Source organism: Anatilimnocola aquadivae (assembly GCF_049819085.1).
Taxonomy (GTDB): domain Bacteria; phylum Planctomycetota; class Planctomycetia; order Pirellulales; family Pirellulaceae; genus Anatilimnocola.
This window is the reverse complement of sequence record NZ_CP187419.1, coordinates 1,936,636-1,956,909: the sequence shown is the minus strand read 5'-3', so window position 1 is coordinate 1,956,909 and position 20,274 is coordinate 1,936,636. Positions and strand designations below refer to the sequence as shown.

15 protein-coding genes are annotated in these 20,274 nt (G+C 58.2%); 8 read left to right on the top strand and 7 right to left on the bottom strand.

All coding sequences use genetic code 11. The annotated features are described in order from the left end of the window. Nucleotides 1-13 precede the first annotated feature (13 nt). Nucleotides 14-1,753 carry a GYF domain-containing protein gene (locus NA78x_RS07760; RefSeq protein WP_425617862.1) on the bottom strand — a complete coding sequence of 580 codons (1,740 nt, stop codon included), beginning with the start codon at nucleotides 1,751-1,753 and terminating at the stop codon, nucleotides 14-16. 162 nt (nucleotides 1,754-1,915) lie between these two features. Continuing rightward, complete coding sequence (locus NA78x_RS07755) at nucleotides 1,916-3,364, bottom strand: DUF1501 domain-containing protein (protein WP_425617861.1); 1,449 nt, start codon at nucleotides 3,362-3,364, stop codon at nucleotides 1,916-1,918. A 181-nt stretch (nucleotides 3,365-3,545) separates the two neighbouring features. On the opposite strand from NA78x_RS07755, the gene NA78x_RS07750 reads away from it, so the two are divergent. From NA78x_RS07750 to NA78x_RS07720, 7 genes are all read left to right on the top strand, one after another. Beyond that, nucleotides 3,546-4,964 carry a c-type cytochrome domain-containing protein gene (locus NA78x_RS07750; RefSeq protein ID WP_425617860.1) on the top strand — a complete coding sequence of 473 codons (1,419 nt, stop codon included), beginning with the start codon at nucleotides 3,546-3,548 and terminating at the stop codon, nucleotides 4,962-4,964. 199 nt (nucleotides 4,965-5,163) lie between these two features. Next, complete coding sequence (locus NA78x_RS07745; RefSeq protein ID WP_425617859.1) at nucleotides 5,164-6,693, top strand: diguanylate cyclase domain-containing protein; 1,530 nt, start codon at nucleotides 5,164-5,166, stop codon at nucleotides 6,691-6,693. Nucleotides 6,694-6,910: 217 nt separating this feature from the next. Next, the gene (gene phnX, locus NA78x_RS07740) at nucleotides 6,911-7,723 is read left to right on the top strand and encodes a phosphonoacetaldehyde hydrolase (protein ID WP_425617858.1); all 813 of its coding nucleotides are present in this window, start codon (nucleotides 6,911-6,913) and stop codon (nucleotides 7,721-7,723) included. A gap of 476 nt (nucleotides 7,724-8,199) precedes the next feature. Beyond that, nucleotides 8,200-9,045, top strand: a complete 846-nt coding sequence (locus tag NA78x_RS07735; RefSeq protein ID WP_425617857.1) for a hypothetical protein — start codon at nucleotides 8,200-8,202, stop codon at nucleotides 9,043-9,045. Between the two features lie 39 nt (nucleotides 9,046-9,084). Beyond that, nucleotides 9,085-9,312 carry a hypothetical protein gene (locus tag NA78x_RS07730; RefSeq protein ID WP_425617856.1) on the top strand — a complete coding sequence of 76 codons (228 nt, stop codon included), beginning with the start codon at nucleotides 9,085-9,087 and terminating at the stop codon, nucleotides 9,310-9,312. A gap of 80 nt (nucleotides 9,313-9,392) precedes the next feature. Further along, a complete protein-coding gene (locus NA78x_RS07725) occupies nucleotides 9,393-9,734 on the top strand; it encodes a hypothetical protein (protein ID WP_425617855.1) in 342 nt (113 codons plus the stop codon). Between the two features lie 135 nt (nucleotides 9,735-9,869). Then, nucleotides 9,870-12,779, top strand: a complete 2,910-nt coding sequence (locus tag NA78x_RS07720; RefSeq protein ID WP_425617854.1) for a dockerin type I domain-containing protein — start codon at nucleotides 9,870-9,872, stop codon at nucleotides 12,777-12,779. A gap of 24 nt (nucleotides 12,780-12,803) precedes the next feature. Here NA78x_RS07720 and NA78x_RS07715 read toward each other — a convergent pair whose 3' ends face one another. The 5 genes from NA78x_RS07715 to NA78x_RS07695 all read right to left on the bottom strand — a co-directional run bounded on the left by NA78x_RS07715 (nucleotide 12,804) and on the right by NA78x_RS07695 (nucleotide 19,148). Beyond that, entirely contained in the window at nucleotides 12,804-13,775 is a 972-nt protein-coding gene (locus NA78x_RS07715) for a 3'-5' exoribonuclease YhaM family protein (RefSeq protein WP_425617853.1), read from the bottom strand. 44 nt (nucleotides 13,776-13,819) lie between these two features. After that, nucleotides 13,820-15,070: a PmoA family protein gene (locus NA78x_RS07710; protein ID WP_425617852.1), complete on the bottom strand. Its 1,251-nt coding sequence runs from the start codon at nucleotides 15,068-15,070 to the stop codon at nucleotides 13,820-13,822. 93 nt (nucleotides 15,071-15,163) lie between these two features. Then, nucleotides 15,164-15,637 (bottom strand): GNAT family N-acetyltransferase, encoded by a 474-nt coding sequence (locus NA78x_RS07705; protein ID WP_425617851.1) that lies wholly within the window; start codon nucleotides 15,635-15,637, stop codon nucleotides 15,164-15,166. 23 nt (nucleotides 15,638-15,660) lie between these two features. Further along, nucleotides 15,661-17,922 (bottom strand): hypothetical protein, encoded by a 2,262-nt coding sequence (locus NA78x_RS07700; protein WP_425617850.1) that lies wholly within the window; start codon nucleotides 17,920-17,922, stop codon nucleotides 15,661-15,663. Between the two features lie 332 nt (nucleotides 17,923-18,254). Further along, the gene (locus tag NA78x_RS07695) at nucleotides 18,255-19,148 is read right to left on the bottom strand and encodes a DUF6985 domain-containing protein (RefSeq protein ID WP_425617849.1); all 894 of its coding nucleotides are present in this window, start codon (nucleotides 19,146-19,148) and stop codon (nucleotides 18,255-18,257) included. A 32-nt stretch (nucleotides 19,149-19,180) separates the two neighbouring features. Here NA78x_RS07695 and NA78x_RS07690 point away from each other — a divergent pair, with 32 nt between their 5' ends. Beyond that, nucleotides 19,181-20,272, top strand: coding sequence for a tRNA dihydrouridine synthase (locus tag NA78x_RS07690; protein WP_425617848.1), 1,092 nt, complete (start codon nucleotides 19,181-19,183; stop codon nucleotides 20,270-20,272). The last annotated feature ends 2 nt before the right edge of the window (nucleotides 20,273-20,274 follow it).

Below are 20,274 nucleotides of genomic sequence, written 5' to 3'. Positions count from 1 at the left end.
GAGCTGCGAACGACTAATTCTTGGGCGGCGGCGCGAGGTTGGGAACTTCGTCCGGCTTCTTCGGCACGGCGCTCGGCTTGGCAGGTTCGTCGGTCAGTCCCGGAATCGGAATCTTGCCGGAAGAGTCCGGCACGGGCTCCTTCTTCATCTCGGGCTCAGCCGCGATGGCCGGCGCGGCCGCAGGAGGAACAACTGCCGGCGGTGGCGCGGGCTTGGGTTCGTCCTGCAAGCCAGGAATGGGAATCGAAGTGGAAGAACGCAGGGCAGCCGGACCTGCGCCGGAGTTTTGTGCGGTGGCGGTTTGAGTGGCGGGGGCGAGTGATGCTGCGGAGATCGCGATTCCCCAGTTCCCTTTCGAAACACTCGAAAGTGCACGTTGCGGCAAGACCAACTTGAACTCGGCATCGGTGGGCTCGTTCATGGCGAAGACCAGAGTATCGGGCGTGGTTTCGCCAGGCTTCAATTCGAGCGAGCTTTTGCGTGCAGTGGCCGGTGTCGCCGAGACCGGAGTCAGCGGCAACGGCTGACCATCATCATCGACCAGCACCGCTGAGTTCGCATCACTATTCCAGCCGGCATATTGCCGTGGCTTAGTTCCGGAATTCTTAATCTGCAACTCGACAAACACAAACTTCGCTGGCTCGGGCGGCGTTGCAGCAGTCCCGGGCTTCACGCCGCCGGGAACAAGATCGCCTAGTGTCGGACCCGTCGTCGCGGGAGCGATGATCTCGGGCGATTGACCGGGCGCGGGTGTGGTGTTTGCGGCGACCGGTGGTTCGGCCACGGGGGCTGGCGCGGCCGCAGCGGGGCCGATCAGTTCGGCCCGCTTGCCGCTGGCATCGGCGGCAAGCCAAACCGAAACCTTGTCGACGACCAGCCCTTCTTTAATGCCAATCGCTTTGAACTTTTCCAGAGGCGACCACTTGGTGACCGATTTCACCAGCGCTGCAGAGGCCTCCTGTGAAGGTCCGGCAGCAACGGGTGCCGCCGCTTTCTCAGTCTGCTTGGCGTTGCTCTTGGCTGCTTTCGCCGCGACCTGAGAAGTTGCCGCCGGAGTCGACTCGGTCGCATCGCGCTCGGGGCTGAGGGCTGGGTCTGCTTCTTCGGTCGAGATTTCCACAGCTTGGGCCGCGACCGGCTCAGGTGCCGGTGATTGATTCATTTTCCAGATGACGGCCACGATTCCCAGGATCGCCACGACGATGATCGTGCCTCCCAGAGCCAGCACCATGTTCTTTGAGTTGTCCGGCTTCTTGCCGATGAGTTCATCCTCATCAGACGCAGCTTTCGGCGCCAGCGAAACGGCCGGTGATGTCGAAGTCCTGACAACAGGCCCCCAGGTGTTGGCTGCAACTGCCGGCGGCTGAGCGGCGCTGGTACCGACGACGCGGCCACGCGGAACGCCTTGCGGAATCTGCTGGGCAGGCTGAACCGCCGGTTGAACCGCACTCGCTGGCTTCACCGGTTTGCCTGCGGGAATCGCCTTCATTGCGCCGCTGGCCGTGGGCGAAGCAGCGCGGGGGGCAAGAGCTGGGCGACTTGCTGGCGGATGAGCCGCCGCTTGTGGCGTGACAACTGGGGTCTGGGCGAAGAGATTCGGCACGTGCTCGGCGAGGTACCACTGGCTGTCGAAATTTCGCCGCACGTGCGTCGACGGAACCACATTCCCCGCAGCTGCCATCTGCACGAGTTGAGGCCACGTGTAAGGGCCATATTCCTGACCATTGACGAAGCACAGCCATTCCGGATTCATGCCGAGCATCTCCCCGCATCACGCTGGCGGGCGAATTGGACAACGGACCATTCCTGGACCTGATTCGCCTGCAAAGCAATACCCACGTAATCTACTCAGCGGAGTGCCCAAACACCAGCGCGAGTGGCAGGTTCCAAGTTGGCATTTCAGCGGTCAACTTGGCTAGGCCAAGATTTCGCGAACGACCTGCCCAGCAACATCGGTCAGACGAAAGTCGTGACCTTGAGAGCGGTAGGTCAGCTGCAGATGGTCGATGCCTAGCAGGTGTAGCAGGGTGGCGTGCAGGTCGTGAATGGGGACGGCCTTTTCGGTCACGTTGTAGGAGTAGTCATCGGTTTTGCCGTGCACCATACCTGGCCGAATTCCACCCCCAGCGAGCCAAATGCTGAAGCAGCGGGGATGATGATCGCGGCCGTAGGTAGGCGAATCGAGCGTCCCTTGGCTGTAGGCCGCGCGGCCGAACTCGCCACCCCAGATGACGAGCGTATCGTCGAGCAGGCCACGCTGCTTGAGATCTTCCACTAAGGCGGCGGTTGGTTGATCGGTCGCAGCGGTCTGTTTCTTCAGCCCGGAGACAACCTTGGTGTGGTGATCCCAATCGCGATGATACAGCTGCACGAACCGCACGCCGCGCTCGACGAGTCGCCGGGCGAGCAGGCAATTGCGAGCATACGATCCCGGTTGTTGCACGTCGGGACCATAGGCGCTCAGTGTGGCGGCATTCTCTTGCGAGAGGTCGGCCAGTTCGGGCACGGCGGCCTGCATGCCGGCGGACAGTTCGTACTGCTGCAACCGGGCGAGCGTTTCACGATCGCCATGCTGGGTTTGCGCCAGGCGGTTCATGCCCGCGAGCGTATCGAGCGTGCGACGACGCGTGGCGGGATCAACACCGGGAGGACTTGAAAGATAAGGAATCAAATCGCCTTCGCCGCGCAGGCGCACCCCTTGATGTTGCGACGGCAGAAACGCCGAGCCCCAGAGCCGGCCGTACAAAGGCTGATCGCCCGGTTCGCCCCCCGAGATCATCACGACGAAGGCCGGCAGGTTTTCGTTGTCGCTGCCCAAGCCGTAGCTGAGCCACGAACCAAAGCTGGGACGTCCCGGTTGTTGGCTGCCGGTCTGAAGGAGTGTGAGTCCGGGGTCGTGATTGATGGCCTCCGTTTGCACCGAGCGGATCAGGCAAATGTCATCAGCCAGGCGGGCGCTGTGCGGCAGCAGTTCGCTGAGTTCCATTCCGCATTTGCCATGCTTGGCAAACGAGAACGGCGACGCAGCAACCGGCCAGGTTCCTTGCTGCGACGTCATCGTCGTTAGGCGTTGCCCTTGCCGAATTGAAGCAGGAAGTTCCTCGCCGTGACGGCCCCTCAGGTTCGGCTTGGGATCGAACAAATCGAGTTGCGATGGCCCGCCCGATTGGCAGAGGAAGATCACGCGCTTCGCGCGCGGCCGATGATGGATCGTGCGCTGATTGGTGACTGTCGTTTCGGCCGCCGATGATGTAGTGCCGCGCAGCAGAGAGGTCAAAGCCGCCAGTCCCACGCCGTAGCCGGCACTCGTTAGCCAGTGGCGGCGAGCGAGCAATTCAGCCTGCAGTGACGAGGGAAATGGCACGGGGGCTCACCAAAGATTCGCAAAAGCTTCACAATAGTCGGTTCAAGTGGCGCGCTTTGTCGCTCGCGATGGCAATTCGCGTCGGCAAGTGCCCACAGTTCGATTGTATCCCCGTGGCGGGTAGGGGCGAAGCAATTTGCCAGGACCAATCGCGGTTTCCTCGAGCAGGAATTGAATCAGCGTGTTTGCGCGTCATAAACCAACCTTCCTGAGCTTTGTCGCAGCCGTCACTCTCGTCGCTGGGGTTTTCGACGGACAACTGCGCGGCGCGGAGAAGGTTGATTTTGAGCGCGAGGTTCGCCCCATCCTCGAACAACATTGCTGGAAGTGCCACGGCCAGCGACAGGCGGGCGGTGGCTTAAGGCTGGACGAAAAGCTGCTGGGAGAACGCGGGGGCGGTTCGGGAAAAAATGCGTTCGCCGGCCCACCCCAGCACAACGAGTTGTTGCGGCGCGTGAGGTCGACCAAGGATGGCGAACGAATGCCCCTGGAAGGACCGCCCCTCACGGCTGAGCAAATCGGCACACTTGACCAGTGGATTGCTCAAGGAGCGGACTGGCCATTGCCATCGCCGATGAAGGCTTCCAGTCCCTATCTGCCGGCATCGCGGCCTCTCTCTGAACGATTGCTCGATCGCTGGGAGCAATTCGCTGCGCCCCACTTTCACCCCGCGTACTATCTGGCCATCGGCCTGCTGACCGTGGTGCTGGTGATCGAACGAAGCAAAGAGTCGCTGCGCAAATCCCAGGCGCGCGAGGCCAATGGTAGCGACAACTCGGTTCGCACATCTTTCGCTCGGCATCTCGCGCCGATTTCGCGAGTTTGGTACTGCGTCGGCCTGCTGGCGGTGGCCTTGTATGTAACCACCATCTATTGGCAAGCGGAAGTTGCCGAGTTGCGTCGGAATCTACAGGGAATTCACCAGACTGGCGATCGACCGGCCCCGCTCGCGCTAACGAGCAGCGCCAGTCGTTTGCATGAACCGCTGCGGCCGCAACATCCGCCGCGTCTGGGAGGCATTTATTATCGCGGCAACGACGAACGGTCTCCGGAACTCTTCAACGGCGGTTACTATCGTACCGCCACGTTTTCGATTCATCTGGCCGATGCCGAGGGAAATCGTCTGGGCTGGGACGATTCGCTGCCGGAACAGGTTTTCTTGCGCTTCGAAATTGTGCGCTCACCCTTCTCTTCGCCAACACTCTTCAGCCAAGACATTATGGAAGGTGTGGCCCTGTCGCCCATTCAGCCCGAGCAACTAGAAACGGCCGCCGCGGTTCCCCTTCTCAAACTGACCACAATCGAAAAGGGAGAACGCTGGAGCGTGCTCTATCCGCTCGATCACATCCCCGACGAAGGACGCCTGGCCGGCAAGTTGTACCTCTATCGAAGTTCGAATGCCGATGGGCGCCAACCCCTCAGCGAGCCGTCGTATCTGATCGGTTACGAGTTGGCTGCCAACGAAGGGCTCGTTTCCCGCGAATCGCAAATCTGGATGGCCTCTGTCTACAACGTGGCCGCCGTACAGTGGCCCGACGAGGGAAAAATTCAAGCCAGCGAATGGTTCGACTTTCGCCCCATTCCCGAGATTGAACGATAGAGGGAGAGTTCGTAGTTCGAACTTTAAACTCCCCTTTCCATTACAACCGGTACAGTCGCCAAACTGGGAATGCGAAGATTTCAACCAGAGAACAAAGCAGCCCTCTGGAGTTTTGACTACCCTCCCGAGCAATCTACGTTTGGGAAAGCACCCTTCCTGCCTGGGTGCAATCTGTCGAACGCTGAAGAACTCGCCGATTATGACTACACTGTTTATTGAAGCTGCCGTTGCACTTACTGCAGCCTCGGCTGGTGCTGCTGCCGGGTGGTGTTTTCGCCGCTCGACCGAAACCAACGCCGCAGCTTCGTCGGAAGATGGGCAGATGGCGAGCGAGAACGGCGAAAGAGATGCGGAAACAAATCGCCAGGCGGCGAAAGAACTGCTCACGCAAGTTCATGCCTTGACGACTAAAGTGTCGTCGCAAGTGGGGGAACACAACCTGCGCGTGCAGGCCATCAACGAACAACTCACCTCGGGCCAAGATCTCGATTTGCAGACCGTTCATAACGCGGTCAATCGCCTGGTCGAAGCAAACGCCTGGATGCAGCAGCAACTCGACTCGGCCGAGTCCAAGCTCGAGAGTCAGGCCCGTCTGATTGAATCGCATGTCAACGAAGCACGCACCGACGCGCTGACTGGCATCGCCAATCGCCGCGCCTTTGACGAAGAAATGCAGCGTTGCCTCGATCTGCTGCGGATCGAACGCGTGCCTTCGTGCGTGATGATGATCGACGTCGACTTCTTCAAGAAGTTCAACGACACGCACGGCCACAAGGCTGGTGACGAAGTTCTGCGACATGTTGCTCGCGATTTGAAACAAGCAGCAGGGGGCGCGGGGCTAGTGTGTCGCTATGGCGGCGAAGAGTTCGCCCTCATCATTGCCGGCCAGCATGCCAAGGATGCGTTGCCGATTGGCGAGCGCTGCCGCACTGCCATTGGTGCCCATGGAATCGCCTACGAAGGCAAAACCCTCCATGTGAATGCCAGCGCCGGTCTGGCGGAATTCACCCCGGGCGATACTCGCGAAAGTGTGCTCGAGCGTTCTGACGAAGCCCTGTACGCCAGTAAGCGGGCCGGACGTAACTGCGGCCACGTGCATGATGGCAAAAGCTTCGTTCCCTTCATTCAAGCACTTAATCCCGAACCAGAAGAACCAGCAGCAACCGCCCCGGACACGATCTCCGTAGCCACCAACGCGCAGCTACTAGATTCCTCGACCGGCCTGAGCTCACGCGAAGGGTTGCGCGAAGACCTGCAGCGCCGGCTGGCCAGCCTGCAACGAGAGTTGCATCCTTGCAGCTTGATGGTGGTGCAAGTCGATCGCCTGCTCGACTGGAAAACGAAAGGTGGCGACGAAGGCTTTAGCACCGCGCTACGAGCAGTGGCTGTCGCGCTGCGAGGCGTGACTCGCGAAATGGATCATGCCGCCCGGTTCGAAGAAGATGCCTTCGCGGTCGCCATTCATGGCGCGAATCTCGATTCGGCCGTCGATGTCGCCGTGCGGTTACGCAACTCACTGCAGTCGGCTCGTCCCAAACTGGCAGGAACGCCTACGCAGATCACGCTGAGTATCGGCATCTGCGAAGCCATTCCGGGCGACGACGCTGCTCGCTTGTTGCTGCGAGGTCAGGCAGCTCAAAACACCTCCGCCAATCTCGGCGGCAATCAAATCTCGACCCACGATGGCAAACGCATTCGCCTGGTCGAAGAAGTCGCCGCCGAAATCTAAGGCGTTAACAAAACGCCGATTACCTAGGGCCCGCAAGCACTGCTGGCAATCTTACTCAACAGCCTTTGAGCACGGGCGCTACTTTCGCGCTCGTGCATCGGCTAAGTTATTCTTGGGCTGGCAACGACCAATTCTGGCGGGTTGCGAGTCGTGATGTCGTTCGCGTTCCGGGCGTTAAGCTTTTCGTCCCTGCCACGGATTCGTTCGCGGAAAGACAATGCAAGGATCTCTGAAAATTCAGCTTGTGGTCTTCGACTGGGCAGGTACCCTCGTCGACTATGGTTGCCTCGCGCCGACGCGGGCTTTTCTCGAAGCGTTTGCCAAGTCGCGGCTCATGCTTACGACGGCGCAGGTTCGCTGGTCGATGGGGCTGCATAACTACGAGCACATTCATTCGCTGCTCGAGATGCCTCCCATCAGCGAACAGTTTCAACTTGTGCATGGTCGTCCGTGGACCGATGCCGACGTGATGAACATTTACGACGACCTGGCACCCGTGCAGTTCGACGCCGTGCATCAGTACAGCCATCTCACGCCGAACGTGCTGGAGGTAATGGCCGAACTGCGTGGCCGTGGCCTGAAGATTGCTACGACTTCGGACTATCCCCGCTCGATCTCTGAACTTGTCTATGAGGCTGCCCGCTTGCAAGGTCTCGAAGCGGACGCCAACGTCGCCGCCGACGATACTCCCTCCGCCCGCCCGGCTCCCTGGATGATGTTCCGGCTGATGTCGGAGCTGAACGTCTTTCCACCCGCCACGGTCGTGAAGATTGGCGATACGGTGCCGGACATTGAAGAAGGCGTGAATGCCGGTTGCTGGAGCATCGGCATCACCGCTGGCGGCAGCGAAGTGGGTCTGTCACTGGAAGACTGGAGATCACTATCCGATGCCGACCGGAATGCTCACCTCGATCGCGCGGCACGCAAGCTCTCTAACGCAGGCGCTCATTTCGCCATTCCCAACTTGAGCGAACTGCCCCGCATCATCGACCGCATTAACCAGCGCATGGAAACGGGCGAGCGGCCGTAAGATTAATCTCAGAAATAATTAACGACATAGTTGACAAAAGATCGCTACTGTGAGCTAATGACGAGACGTTCTCTTACAGTTTGGTTGTTGAGGTCGCGGGCCGCAAAACGCGGTTAGGCGATGTCGTACTCGCGCAGCGGGGCTCTTGTATTCGTTGCCGGGGCCTGTCCAAGAACTAGCCCGGTTATTGGACAAAGAGAGCGAGTTGCAAAAATTGCTTGATAGTCGCAAGTGATGATTCAGTAGCAACTTCCGGCTAGATTCAGAAACAAGTGCGTGTCCAATAACCCCGCAAGTTGTTGGACGTTTCGGATGTAGGACGCAGCCGTGCTGCGTCCCTGGCGGCAATAGACGAAGCACGGCTTCATCCTACAACAGCCAGTTTCGGCCACCGCCGCTGGACAGCCCCAGCCCCTCGCAACTACTGTAAGGGAGAGTTCCTGACAGCGCCGCAGTCTGCGAGTCGTTCGGCAACCATGTTATCGATTGCTGCCATCAAAAACGCGTTGAAAAAGCTGCCGGATAACGTCCGTTGGGACATTACCCAGTTCGCGCTCGACCTGATTGGCATTTTCGATCCCTCGCCAATCGCCGATGGGACGAACACCATCATCAGTTTGTGCCGTGGGGATTGGTTCGGCGCGGCCATCAACGCCGTCAGCATCATTCCCGGCGCTGATGTCGCCAAAATTCTCAAGCTGGAGAAGTATCTCACCTCGCTGAAGTCGCTGGTGGCCTTGGCCAAGAAGAACATGAACTTGCGCGTAGCGATTCGGCCGATGATGGAAGCCTTCAGCAAGATGCTGGATCGGCTCCCCAAAGACAACAACACGATCGTGCGGCGGCTTCAGGGAGAGATCGACCTCTTTCTCAAACTGCCCTGTGCCCCGGTTAGCTTTCCGGCGAAGGCTTTCAAGCACACGAGCCCCGAGCACCTACAGATTTTCTTGAACAGCAACGGCTTTCAAAAAGTCGTGTCGAACGACGTCTCGTATCGCGTCGCCAGTTCCAGTGGCGGTGCTGCCGGACCGAAACAGATCTGGAGCAAGTTCGATTCGGACAGCAACGGCTATTTCGTTGTGCGCATGGATTCGCAGGGGCATGCCTTCAAAGCCGACCTCGGGCCGGGAAACATTTCCGTGGTATCGCAAACGAAAAGTGGCGTGCACCTCTCGCACGGCGGTCGCCCCCACTATCACAAAGAATGGGTTCCTTCGAGCGAGTATCAGCATTACCTGAGTCGTCCCACGCCCAACACGGTGAAGTACAACGACCTGGGAGAACTGGCCGACGATTTGAAAGGAACGCACATCCCGCGGTAGCGATTGGTTCCAAGTTTCCAGCCGGGTAGAATCACGGATATGCATTCAGCACCTCATCAGCCTTGGCAGTTTACGATTCGCGCGCTGCTCGGCGTGATGACTCTCGCTGCACTGCTACTGGCCGGATATCGATTTTTCGGTTGGCCCGTGCTGATGCTCATCCTGCATCCGGCCGCAATTTTTGTGTACGTGGGAATCTTCATCGAGTGGCGCAGTAGCGGCCGACTGACTGCTGCCGAGCAGGTGGAACCGGCCAGGAAAGCATGAGCGGGAATAGGTTTCGCTTCGATATTCGGCTCCTTTTCGTTTTGATGACGCTGGTGGCGGTTCATTTTGCCGTCCGCCGAATGTCGACATCGATCCTAGCTGTCTACCAGTGGCCGCTGTTCATGGCGGTGCTCACCTCGGCCTATCTGCAATGGCGAATGACCGAGAATCGGGTAGTGCGCCGGGCCATCATCGGCGCACTGGCCGGGGGACTTGCCGTAACCTTGTCGGCTGGAGTTATCGCCATGGAAATGCTCGACCGCCTGCGTGTCGAAACCGATGGCGAATATTGGAACTGGTACCAAGACTGGCCAATCTTCGCACTCCACCTGACGATCATCTCCGCGACAGGGGCGCTGATCGGAGCCATTCTGAGTGCTCCTTCCGTGTCGCATTGGCTGCCGCACAAGCGGGCGAAATGACGCCTGCCTGTAAAACAAAAAGGACGCGTTATTCCGCCGGAAATCCGGCCCGCTTGGGTTTGTAAAAGGCGCAGGGGGTGGTGAGAATAGACACTCGATACGGTAGCTCACTTTCCCGCTTAGGCCTCTCCACGAATGACTCGTTCCTCTCCCCAGCAACAGCGTGCCTCTCGTTTCCGCCGGGTGACGCTGGAGATTCTGGAATCGCGGCAGATGATGGCCGCCGATTGGCGCAATCCGGTCGATGCGCTGGATGTGAATAACGACCGCCGTGTGACCGCCTTCGATGCCCTTGAGATCATCAATGAGTTGAACCTGAACGGCGTCCACGCACTCACCTCGCCGAAGCCGGCAACTGCTGCGTTCATCGATACGACCGGCAACAACCAGATTTCCGCCTTCGATGCGCTCGGCGTCATCAACTTTCTGAATCGCTCCTCCGCCTCGAACTATTCGCTGGTCGAGCGCGCGGGCAAGATCGTCAGCGAAGAGACGGTGACCGTCACAGCCGGCAACGTCACCGCCGGTACGCGCATCTATCAACTGAAGCTTGAGCCGCAGTTCGATACCAGCCATGCCGGCGCTGCCGCGGAAGACATTTACTCGGTCTATCTGTTCGATCCCAACACCGGCAACACCGTGATCGACGCTGGCACGCTTGGCAGCAGTCTCTTCTCGCTGAATGCCACTGGCGGCACAACCAAGAACGGCCTCGTCACTTGGGACGGTTCGCTCCTCAGCATTGACCTGTCCGCCGTCACGCAAGAAACGCTCGAACTCCGCCTGCAACTCCTCAGCACCGATCAAGACAGCGGCTCGCGCGTCATTGCCACTCCCTGGACCAACACCCTCGACCCCGCCGGCACCCCGCGCACTCCCGGCCCGCTGCGTGGCGCACCGACGAATCCAGGTGGAAGTTTAGACGTATCCAGCTTTGGCCATCGTTCAGGTTTAAGTTTGGAAATCGAGAATGTTGCCTACCAGAGGTCAACCGGTAGATACACGGCCGAGATTCGCCTGCTCAACGGCACTTTCGGCACACTCACCAATGGTGTCGTCAAAGTTCCCGGCCTCGTCACAGGCACAAGTGCTGCAAACGCATCTGGCACCGACGAGGGAGTTCCTTACTGGAACTTTGATTCAGTGATCGCGCCCACAGGTCTTGCGGTGGGAGAGGCCAGCGGTTGGCTAAAAGTTGAACTTCATGTGCCGGACAGCAAGAGCTTGATATTCCGCCCTGAACCCCGGGCCTTATCAAAGGCTCAAGTATTCTCAGGCTCATTCACGACGACCGGTCAAGTCCAGACCTATGAAATTCAGGCAGAAAGCCCCGGACGGCTTCTGGTGCTTGGTGAGAAGCTAACACAGAGTATTTCCTGGCTGCGAGTACTCGATCCGGCTGGAATCGAGATCAAAAGAGTCTACGTCCCTGCCACTTCCGCCATCGTTGTCGACACGACTTCCAGCGGCACCTATCAATTGCAATTGACCAGTGAAGGTGTTGGCGACTTTTCGTTTGGGATCTATGACATCGCCCAGGCAGGACCGCTCACGCTAGGAGTAGTGGAGTCGGGTACTTTTGATTCCGATGCTCGTTCATTGATCTACGCCTACTATGGCACTGCGGACACCAGCGTGTTTTTTAAGAGTCTGGTGCCAGCTTGGCGGCCAGGCGCTTGGCGGATGATTAGCGCTGGCGATTCCTATTTTGCTACCGCTGTTTCCTTCTCGGACGTCGGCACGGAATACGAGATCCCTCACTCTGGTTGGTATTACTTTGTCTACACCGCGCCCAGTACGACCACAGGCGAAGTGACGTACGATTTCTTCGCCCGCGTTCCCGTTTCAACTAGCCACTCGCTTGCTCTCAATACCATATCCGAAACTGATTTTGCATCGCCCGGTGATCGTGGCATCTTTGCATTCGCAGCAACGCTCGATCAACACATCATCTATGATGATCTGACACTGTCCTGGTATCTCAATCAAGCTTGGCTAGTAAGTCCATCGGGGATCGAAACTCAAATTTACGATAACTCGCCGTTCATATTGAATGAGTCTGGAAATTGGAAGTTGGTCGTCCGTAAGCATGAGGCGGGATCTCTAAAGCTACGAGTACTTAACGTCGCGGATTTGCCTCTGTTGGATGACGGCATCGTAATTCAAGGGACTTTGCAAGGTCCAGAAACTCACTACTATCGCGTCCCCGGAATTCAGGGCCAGCGATTCTCGCTGGAGCCCAACTTTCAGCAAGACGTAGCTGCGAATATGACAGGCCCCGCTGCAAAACACGTGAACCGAAATGATGACGCTCCTGACCGATATTTTCAACTTTCAGAAACAGGAACCAATGTTCTCCAGTTGCGGTTAAATGGTCTCGTATCCATCGCGACCTATGCATATACCGGCAGAAGGGCCTTCGATGCACCCGTAACTCACTCGGGATTTGGCATCGAATATGTCGGTAACCTCGCTCCTGATGCAATTGTCACCGCTAAGTTCACTGCCTCTGCCGGTACGCAGGTCCTGATCGATTCTTTGTTGGGAATTGACAACTTCCTAGATCCAGTCACGTATCCCGAGTACACGCTCATCTATACCGAAGCGGGTCTGAATGAAGTGGTGTTTAGCGAGTACTGGGAAATCGGCAAGACGGTCATCACGTTGACGAAGTCTGGCGAGTTCACTGTTGTCGCCCGCAACGCGTTGACTTCAACTGCCGCGTATGGCTTTAGGATTCTGGATCTGACCAATGTTCCCGTGCTTACGGACAACATCGATTTATCGGATGCGGTCCGCAGGAATCGGAATTCGGTTTATCGCGTCGAAGGCCAAGTGCACAAGCGATTTGTCGTGAATTCCCCCTACGGTGTAGGTGCCTCCGGCGCGTTTACCGCGGAGATGCGCACGGCCAACAGAAGAGCCGAGTGGTTCTTCCTTGGCAACCTGTTCTCGATCGAGGCCAATCAGACTTACTACTTGATTTTGGAAGGCAAGGGCAGCTTGCCAGCATTCATTTCCTTCGAAGGCACTTTCATCGACTAACTAATGGGCACATGGAATTCCAATTCAATTCCCTCGTGAACCCTTGAAGAACTTTCTCGCTAGCGGGGCGTTGTAGCTAGTCCAGTGACTATCACTGCCGCTATCTTCTTGGAGGAGTTGTTTGACGTTGTGCATCTTGGCATCGAGGTTGTCGAGATAGTGCAGTGCCATGGCTTCCATGGTCATTGGAAGTTTGGGGCTGCCAAAAGCATACTCGCCGTGGTGGCTGACAATCATGTGCTGCAAGCGGAGCAGCAGTTCTCGCGGGAAGGCCTCGCCGGAAAGTTTGGCTGCTTCGAGTGATTTCTCAGCAACCATGCCGACCGCCATGACGACATGGCCAATGAGTTGCCCTTCGTCGCTGTAGCCCAGTTCTTTGTCGTAAGTCAGTTCGTCGATCTTGCCTGCATCGTGCAAGAACGCGCCCATGCGGAGCAACTCTGGATCGAGGTCGGGATAGTGCGGCGCGACCGACGCACACAGTTCCATCAAGCTGACCACATGCTCCAGCAGTCCACCACGAAACGCATGATGGTTCTTCACGCCAGCTGGAGCCGTGGTGAACTTGGTCATGAAGGCTTCGTCGACGAGAAAGCTTTCGGCCAGGCTGCGCAGATGCACGTTGCAAATCTCGCGCAGCAACTCAGCCAGGCGCTTGGCCAGTCGATCGACATCGGCCGTTTGCAGCGTGGCAAAGTCTGCTTCGTCGATGGTCTCGCTAGGGACTCGCTCGACCTTGGTGACGATCATTTGCAGCTGATTGTTGTACAGCTGCACCGTGCCATGGATGCGGGCGTACTGGCCACCTTCGATGATGTTGGCCGTGCTCTCGGTCGCATTCCAGAGCATGCCCGTCAGCTGGCCGGACTTATCGGCCAGCTTCAGCTGCAGGTACAAGTTCCCCTGGCGATTGGCCCGCAATTGCTTGTCGGCAATCAGGAAGACCTCGTTGACTTGATCGCGTTCGGCCAGCTGATTGATAAAGCGTCGGGACATGAGGGGGAGTTCAGACCAGGAGATGAATAGACAAGGGGAAGAGACTACTTCGATTTCACATCAGCGGGCGAGGTGAACGACTTGGCTAGCTGGTCGACTTGTTCAACAGTCATTTCGCCTGTTTGCACCCACACGCGATAGTTCAGTTCGAGCGACTTCTTGGCATCGAGTTCGTATTCGAAGTACGAACCAAAGCGGCCGTAGTCGCGTTCGCTGAACCGTGCTTCTTTGGGATTCTGCGGACGGTCGAGCATGGCGATGGTGTAACGCTGGTCGTCGAGTACGATCGAGAGGGCGTTCCACGGCAGATCGACATGGGTTTTGTCGGCGGGCCAATTGCGGAACTTGCCCGGTTCGCCCTTGCCATCGGGACGCAGATAATACGTCTTCGCAGCGGTCTTATCCGGCACATCTTGCGTCGCGCGAAACTGAAAACCGGCATGCTGTGGGTCACCATCGAGTTTGACGGGGCCGGCGAGCGAATCGAGCCGCGTGGCGAATTCGATCAGTGTGCCACCCGCCGTGTTGTAGGCGGTCATCTCGCGCGTTTCTTGTGCGAAGGCCTTGCCATCCTGGCCGTGCCAATCGATTTGCACCGTGTGCCGACCAAGGACCGGACCCACTTCACTGGCCAGCACTTTTTCGTGCGATTGAAACTCACCTTTGTTGCAGTGCCAAGTATCAGCCGTTTGTTTTTCGCCGTAGCTGATTTTGTTGAAGCCGAAATAAAGCCCGCGATGGTGCGGGAACTTGCCGCCAGGGCCTTTGGTGATCAGTCGCTTGCCGACCGGATCGAATACGTGGTGATAAGGCTTGAAGGTCTCGGAGCGTTTGTCTTTGCTCGACTCATCCAGTTTGGCATACATGTACCGCAGCACAGGCTTGCCGCCCATGATCAGGTCCATGTGTTCGCCGGGGGTGTCTTTCCATTCGGTCGTCGGCTTTTCGACCGCGGCCTTGGTGCTGATGGTGGCTTTCCCCTTCAGCGTGTCGCCCGCCTTGAATTCGGGGGCAATGAAAACCAACTCTGCATTCTGACCGCCCGCAGGGGCAGCTTCAGGCTTGGAGTTGAGCGCTGGCTTGGTGACTTGCGCGAAGACTTTTTTCCCGTTGAGATCCAGCGTGGCGTCGGCAGCGGCGAAGTTCGGTGGTAATACGATCGGCACGCGAATGGGCTGGCCGGTGCGATCGACCTTGCCCGCTGCCACTTCGATTTCCGGACTGAAGGTCTCGGCTGGGGCAACGGAGGCTGCCAACATCAGCGGAAGTATGAACAAAGTTACGAGCCTGCGCATATCGCTCACTCAGCAAACGGGAGAGTTGGGAAACCGGGAATCAAGCCACCCAGCATATCGGACGAGGTGTCGGACGGCTAGTTACACGGCGCACTACGAAACGAGCGGCTTGGTCAGAAAATACTTCGCATGCCCGTGCGAATCCCAATCGGGCAGCATTCCGGCAATCGTATAGCCCAGCCGCTCGTAGAACACGGGAGCCTGATACTCCATTGTATCGAGATATGCATAGCGGCAGTTTCGTTCGATGGCGATCGCTTCGGCCTGCTGCACTAGGCGAGTACCTACTCCGCTGCCCCGCTGCGAAGCTGTCACGGCGCGGATCGAAATCTTCAACCAGTGAAACTCCGTCTCCGCAAACAGGCCGCCGACCACTCGGCCACCGGGGCTGAAGGCGAAAATATTAAGTGGCTGGGCATCGTTCTTGGGCATCGAACGAGCGGCATACCAAGCAGCATTCGCTTCACGATTGAATGTTCGCAGTTCGACATTCACCGCTTCGCGCAGTTCCGGAGATGCATCGTTGATGACTTCGAGTCGGACCGAAGCCGAGGAAGGTGCAGCCATGCGACGATCGACCGACCTCTGATTTACTTGAAGTCGTACGTATCGGTCAGCACGAGAGGCAGATCGCCAGCGTCGACTCCTTCGCGAGTCGCTTGCGCCCACAGATCTTTCGCCTTGTCATCGGACACGGCGGTGCGATTCTTCGACACGGCAAAGAACGCTGCCTTGACCATCTTCGCGACAGGATCGTTGACGTCGAGTCGCTTGTCGATTAGCGCCATCGATAGCCCGTCAGGCAAACTATTGAGCGAGTAGCTCTTATTCATGCCGTTGATGCGAATCACCAGCGTCTCGGGCGAACGCTCGACCACAACGACTCGCGTGCTGGTGCCGATAAGTAGTTCTGCACCCGCATCAAAGTTGGGATCAGCCATCAGCGTTTTCAATTGCCGATCAAACTGTCGGACATAGTCAGCGAGCACCTTCAAGCGGCCGAACTTGGCGAGCTGTTCTGGCGTCTTAGCGAGTTTTTCGGCGATGCCCAGTTGCTTGGTTGATTCCTCGAAGTTCCGCTCCGATAGCGCGTCGCGCGCGGTTGTCATCGCCTTCGACAAGCTGGCGAGTTCCACTGGTGTTTGCTTCACCTCGGCGGGTACTTCTGGCATGGGTGGAGGCGTGGGCATGGGGGCCGGCATCGGCGGTGGCTCTGGTTTAGGCTCCGGCTTCATTTCCGGTTTAGGTTCCGGCTCGGGCTTCATCTCCGGTTCCGGTGTCACCGGCGGGACGGGCTTCAGCGTTTCGGTCGTACCAGGGTCGCTGGGCTTGGGCTCAACAACCACGGGCGGCATTGGCTTGGGGATGGGAGCAGGCTTCGGTCTGACGACTTCCGGCTTAGGGAGATTCGGTTTGACCGGAGTAGCCGGCGTGGGGTTTGGCTCGACCGGAATTACGGAGTTGGGATTTTCCGCGATCTCGTTGTTGTTACCGCCCGAGTTCATGACAGCAAAGCCAATCGCGCCAATCAGTAGCACGATGGCAGCGGCCGTTCCATAGAACAGCATCGAATCGGCCGCGCCGCGCTCGCGGGCAGCAGCCAGAGTCACGCTGTTGGCAGAATTTGCCTTCAACTGGACGGGAGCGGGCGAGTTCGTGGGCTGGACAGACGCGTTCCCCGTGTTGCTACGTGGTTGCTCGCCTGCCGCTGCGGGACGAGCGACTGCCTTGCCAGTGGGAATTGCGGCAGGGGCGGCTGTCGCGCCGGCCACGGATGTGGGCATCGCTACCGGAGCCATCGGATCGTGCGCTGGCATGCCGGGCGGCATTGTGGCGTGGGGATATGCACTCATTCCGCCATAGCCGGGAGCGAACGGCGGCTCGACACTGGTTGTCGCGAGCGGCGCTCCGTACGGAGCACCCGGATATTGCGGCTGAGCATACGGCTGGGGCTGGGCGTAAGGATTGAGCGGCTGCGCGTACTGTTGGCTGTAGTCGTACCCTGGCGGCTGCCCCTGCTGCGGTTGGTATCCGGGCTGCTGATAGCCGGCCGGTTGAAATCCTGGCGGCTGATAACCTTGAGGTTGATATCCCGGCGGCTGGCCGTAGCCGGGAACCGCAGGCTGATAACCGGCCGGGGGCATCGGTTGTGCGTACAACGGCGCGGCGACTGGTGCCTGCCCCTGAGCCGCATAACCGGGCTGCAGCGCGGGTGCGCCCGCTGCATGAGGATGAACCATCGAAGCAGGCCAAGCTGCCATCGGTACAGTCTGAGCCGTCGGGGCCATTGGTGCCGGATTGACTGGAACCGCCGCAGCAGGCGCTGGCGCCACAGACGCAGGTGCAGTCATCGGTGCCGGCGCTACGGCAGCAGGTGCGCTTGTGGCTGGCTGTTCTTTCGCGCGACTTGGCTTGGGAGCTTCGACCGGTTCTGGACCGCTGAGGCCCACGTTCGGACCCATGCCCGGCGGGAACATGGGATTGAAGACTCGCTTTTGAATGCCGGAACCGGAGGAGTTCGTCGCGGGTGCAGGCCGGGGCGTATCGTGCAACGAGTTGGCACTGGGATCGCCGCTGGCTTCGCGCAGTTCTTCGTCGTATTCGCGCTTGCGGTCGGCGTCGAGCAATTTCCCCTTGGCCAGCAACAGTTCGTCGAGCAATTTCGACCAGGCGCGAGCGTTCGGTCCCGGGCGAAAGCTGCGGACTTTGTTGCTGGCGGTCTCCGCCGCCTTGGCAATGCGGGCGGGATCGCTTTCGAAAACTTCCAGCCCCAGCAGTTGATAGTGATTGGGCTCGGCCAAATCCCTGGGCAGTTCCAGCCATTCAGCGTACGGATTGAAGGGATCGGCCATGAGGGACTTTCGCAGGTTCGCGGAAACGGAATCGCAGGCTTTGCAAAAACGGAGACACCACCCAGATAAGACGGCGAAGCGGGGAGAATCGCTCGCCCTGTTCTGCGGTACAGAGTCGAAGGCACAGTTCTACAGTAAACCTAAACTCCCACTCTCGCAACACTTAACGGGAGCCGAGAAAAGGGCGAATCCGGTTTTGTGGATCGCTGCACCCACCTTTAAACGCACAGCCCCACGATTTGGCTATAAAAACAGAGCAAATCGTGTGAAAAACCGCAGTGACAAAAATCGACCTTGACCCTCTTTTCCGCATGGCCTATTCTCCCGCCACGTCACTTGCACTGACGGAAAGAAAACCGCTGGATGAGCGAACACATTGCTCTTGTCGGCGGTGACCAAATCACGTAGATCGCGACAGACTTGCGGCGTCCGCATGATTGGCCTTCCGGCTTCGGCTCGAAGGCTTGCGGACCGCGAAAGAGCGGGTTGGCATGGATGCTGACAGCGCGCCTCGTAAGTGAGTTTGTCGCCCGCGGCGCGGCCAGCATGGATGCGAAGCCGCTAACCGTCCAATCGCTCCCGGTACAGCAGCCAAATCCTTGCCCCCCTGGGATTGAAGCAGCCGTCCGGGGGCTTTTTTTATTTCTTGACAGAAAGCTAACCCGGAAAAAGCTGTTAAAAAAGGCTCCTTGTCCGCCAAGCTTAACCGGCTCGCCGCGGTCATTGAATAAAATCGCGATTCCGTGCTCTTCGTCCCCGACGGCTTCGAACGAGACTGTGAAGTAACGATCCGGGTTGAGCCGATCGTCGGAAGGGATTTGTATCCCTGGTTGAGAGAGTAGTTTCCAGATGCCGGCCGACCTACTGACCCGAGGCGTCGAAGAATAATCGTTGCCGGTCATCCCTCCGTAGATCTTGGAGCGGTACTCGTTGTAGATGAATCGCTCGAGCTTGGCTTTGGTTGACGGCGGAAGATTGCCGACAAAATCGACCACCTGTCTTTGTTCTTGCGGTATGTCCGTGGCATCCGCATTGATAATGAACTCTACCTCCGGTCCAAGCCAAGAAACGTCATGCTTGCCAATCCAGAAATACTTATCGAAGCGAAACTGATCGTAGTTGACGGTTACAATGGCTGTTGTTTGAGGCTCCTCCACTTTGGCACAAGCCCCAAACGCGATTGCTGCGAAGAACGCGCCGATTGCTTTGATTCGTGCCAGGTTCAATTGAAGAATTCACATTTCGCTAAGATGAAGAGATGTTTCCCACGGATTCCGCCATTTCAAACAACCCACTCCCCAGCCTGCAAATCGGCAAGCTCAAAATCGGCTTTCCGTTCGTGCAGGCGGCGCTCTCGGGCTACAGCGATTGGCCAATGAGGCTAATTGCCCGGCGGCATGGGGCTTCGTACACGCTGTGCGAAGTGATGCTCGACCAGTTTCTAGTCACGTTCAAAGACCGGCACAAGAACAAGCACTTCTTGTATCTCACCGATGAAGAACGCCCGGTCGCTGGCCAGTTGATGGGAGCGGAACCGGAACAGTTTGCGCAAGGGGCTGTGCGACTCGCCGAAGCGGGCTTCGATGTCATCGATATCAACTTTGGCTGCCCCGTGAAGAAGGTGCTCGGTCGTTGCCGCGGGGGCTTTCACCTCAGCCAGCCTCCGGTGGCGCTAGAGATTATTCGTCGCACGCGCGAATCGGTTCCCGCCCACATTCCCGTGACTGTGAAGATGCGCCGCGGGCTCGACGACACGCAAGAAAGCCGCGACAACTTCTTCACGATCATGGAAGGTGCCTGGCAGTTGGGCGTCGATGCGATCACGGTGCATGGCCGCACCGTCAAGCAGCGGTACATCGGTCCCAGCAAGTGGGACTTTCTCACCGAAGTGAAAAAGATGTACCCACAGAAGACGATTCTCGGCAGCGGCGATCTGTTCACGCCGGCAGACTGCTTGAACATGATTCAGCAGACGGGTGTCGATGGCGTAACAGTCGCGCGCGGCTGCATCGGCAACCCATGGATTTTTTCGCAGTGCCGAGCCCTAGCTGCGGGCCAGCCTTTGCCTCCACCACCTACGCTGTTTGAGCAACGCGACGTGCTGCGAGAGCATTTTGTCTTGGCCGAGCAACTCTATGGTCCGCAGCGAGCCGGTCCGCAGATGCGAAAGTTCGGCATCAAGTTCGCTGCCTCACATCCGCAGCACCTGCTGGTACGTGAGTCATTCGCCCGCGTCAAAGACCTGAGCGAATGGGAAGTTGTTCTTAGTAAGTGGTATGCCGAAGATCTGCCGGGGTGCTATCCCGATCCGGCCGTGCATCGCGCAACGACCGAATGCGGCGCGGACTAACG

Coding starts and splice junctions, on each gene's coding strand:
- NA78x_RS07760 (WP_425617862.1), bottom strand. CDS start 1,753: ATGAATCCGGAATGGCTGTGCTTCGTCAATGGTCAGGAATATGGCCCT.
- NA78x_RS07745 (WP_425617859.1), top strand. CDS start 5,164: ATGACTACACTGTTTATTGAAGCTGCCGTTGCACTTACTGCAGCCTCG.
- phnX (WP_425617858.1), top strand. CDS start 6,911: ATGCAAGGATCTCTGAAAATTCAGCTTGTGGTCTTCGACTGGGCAGGT.
- NA78x_RS07735 (WP_425617857.1), top strand. CDS start 8,200: ATGTTATCGATTGCTGCCATCAAAAACGCGTTGAAAAAGCTGCCGGAT.
- NA78x_RS07730 (WP_425617856.1), top strand. CDS start 9,085: ATGCATTCAGCACCTCATCAGCCTTGGCAGTTTACGATTCGCGCGCTG.
- NA78x_RS07725 (WP_425617855.1), top strand. CDS start 9,393: ATGTCGACATCGATCCTAGCTGTCTACCAGTGGCCGCTGTTCATGGCG.
- NA78x_RS07720 (WP_425617854.1), top strand. CDS start 9,870: ATGACTCGTTCCTCTCCCCAGCAACAGCGTGCCTCTCGTTTCCGCCGG.
- NA78x_RS07715 (WP_425617853.1), bottom strand. CDS start 13,775: ATGTCCCGACGCTTTATCAATCAGCTGGCCGAACGCGATCAAGTCAAC.
- NA78x_RS07710 (WP_425617852.1), bottom strand. CDS start 15,070: ATGCGCAGGCTCGTAACTTTGTTCATACTTCCGCTGATGTTGGCAGCC.
- NA78x_RS07705 (WP_425617851.1), bottom strand. CDS start 15,637: ATGGCTGCACCTTCCTCGGCTTCGGTCCGACTCGAAGTCATCAACGAT.
- NA78x_RS07700 (WP_425617850.1), bottom strand. CDS start 17,922: ATGGCCGATCCCTTCAATCCGTACGCTGAATGGCTGGAACTGCCCAGG.
- NA78x_RS07690 (WP_425617848.1), top strand. CDS start 19,181: ATGTTTCCCACGGATTCCGCCATTTCAAACAACCCACTCCCCAGCCTG.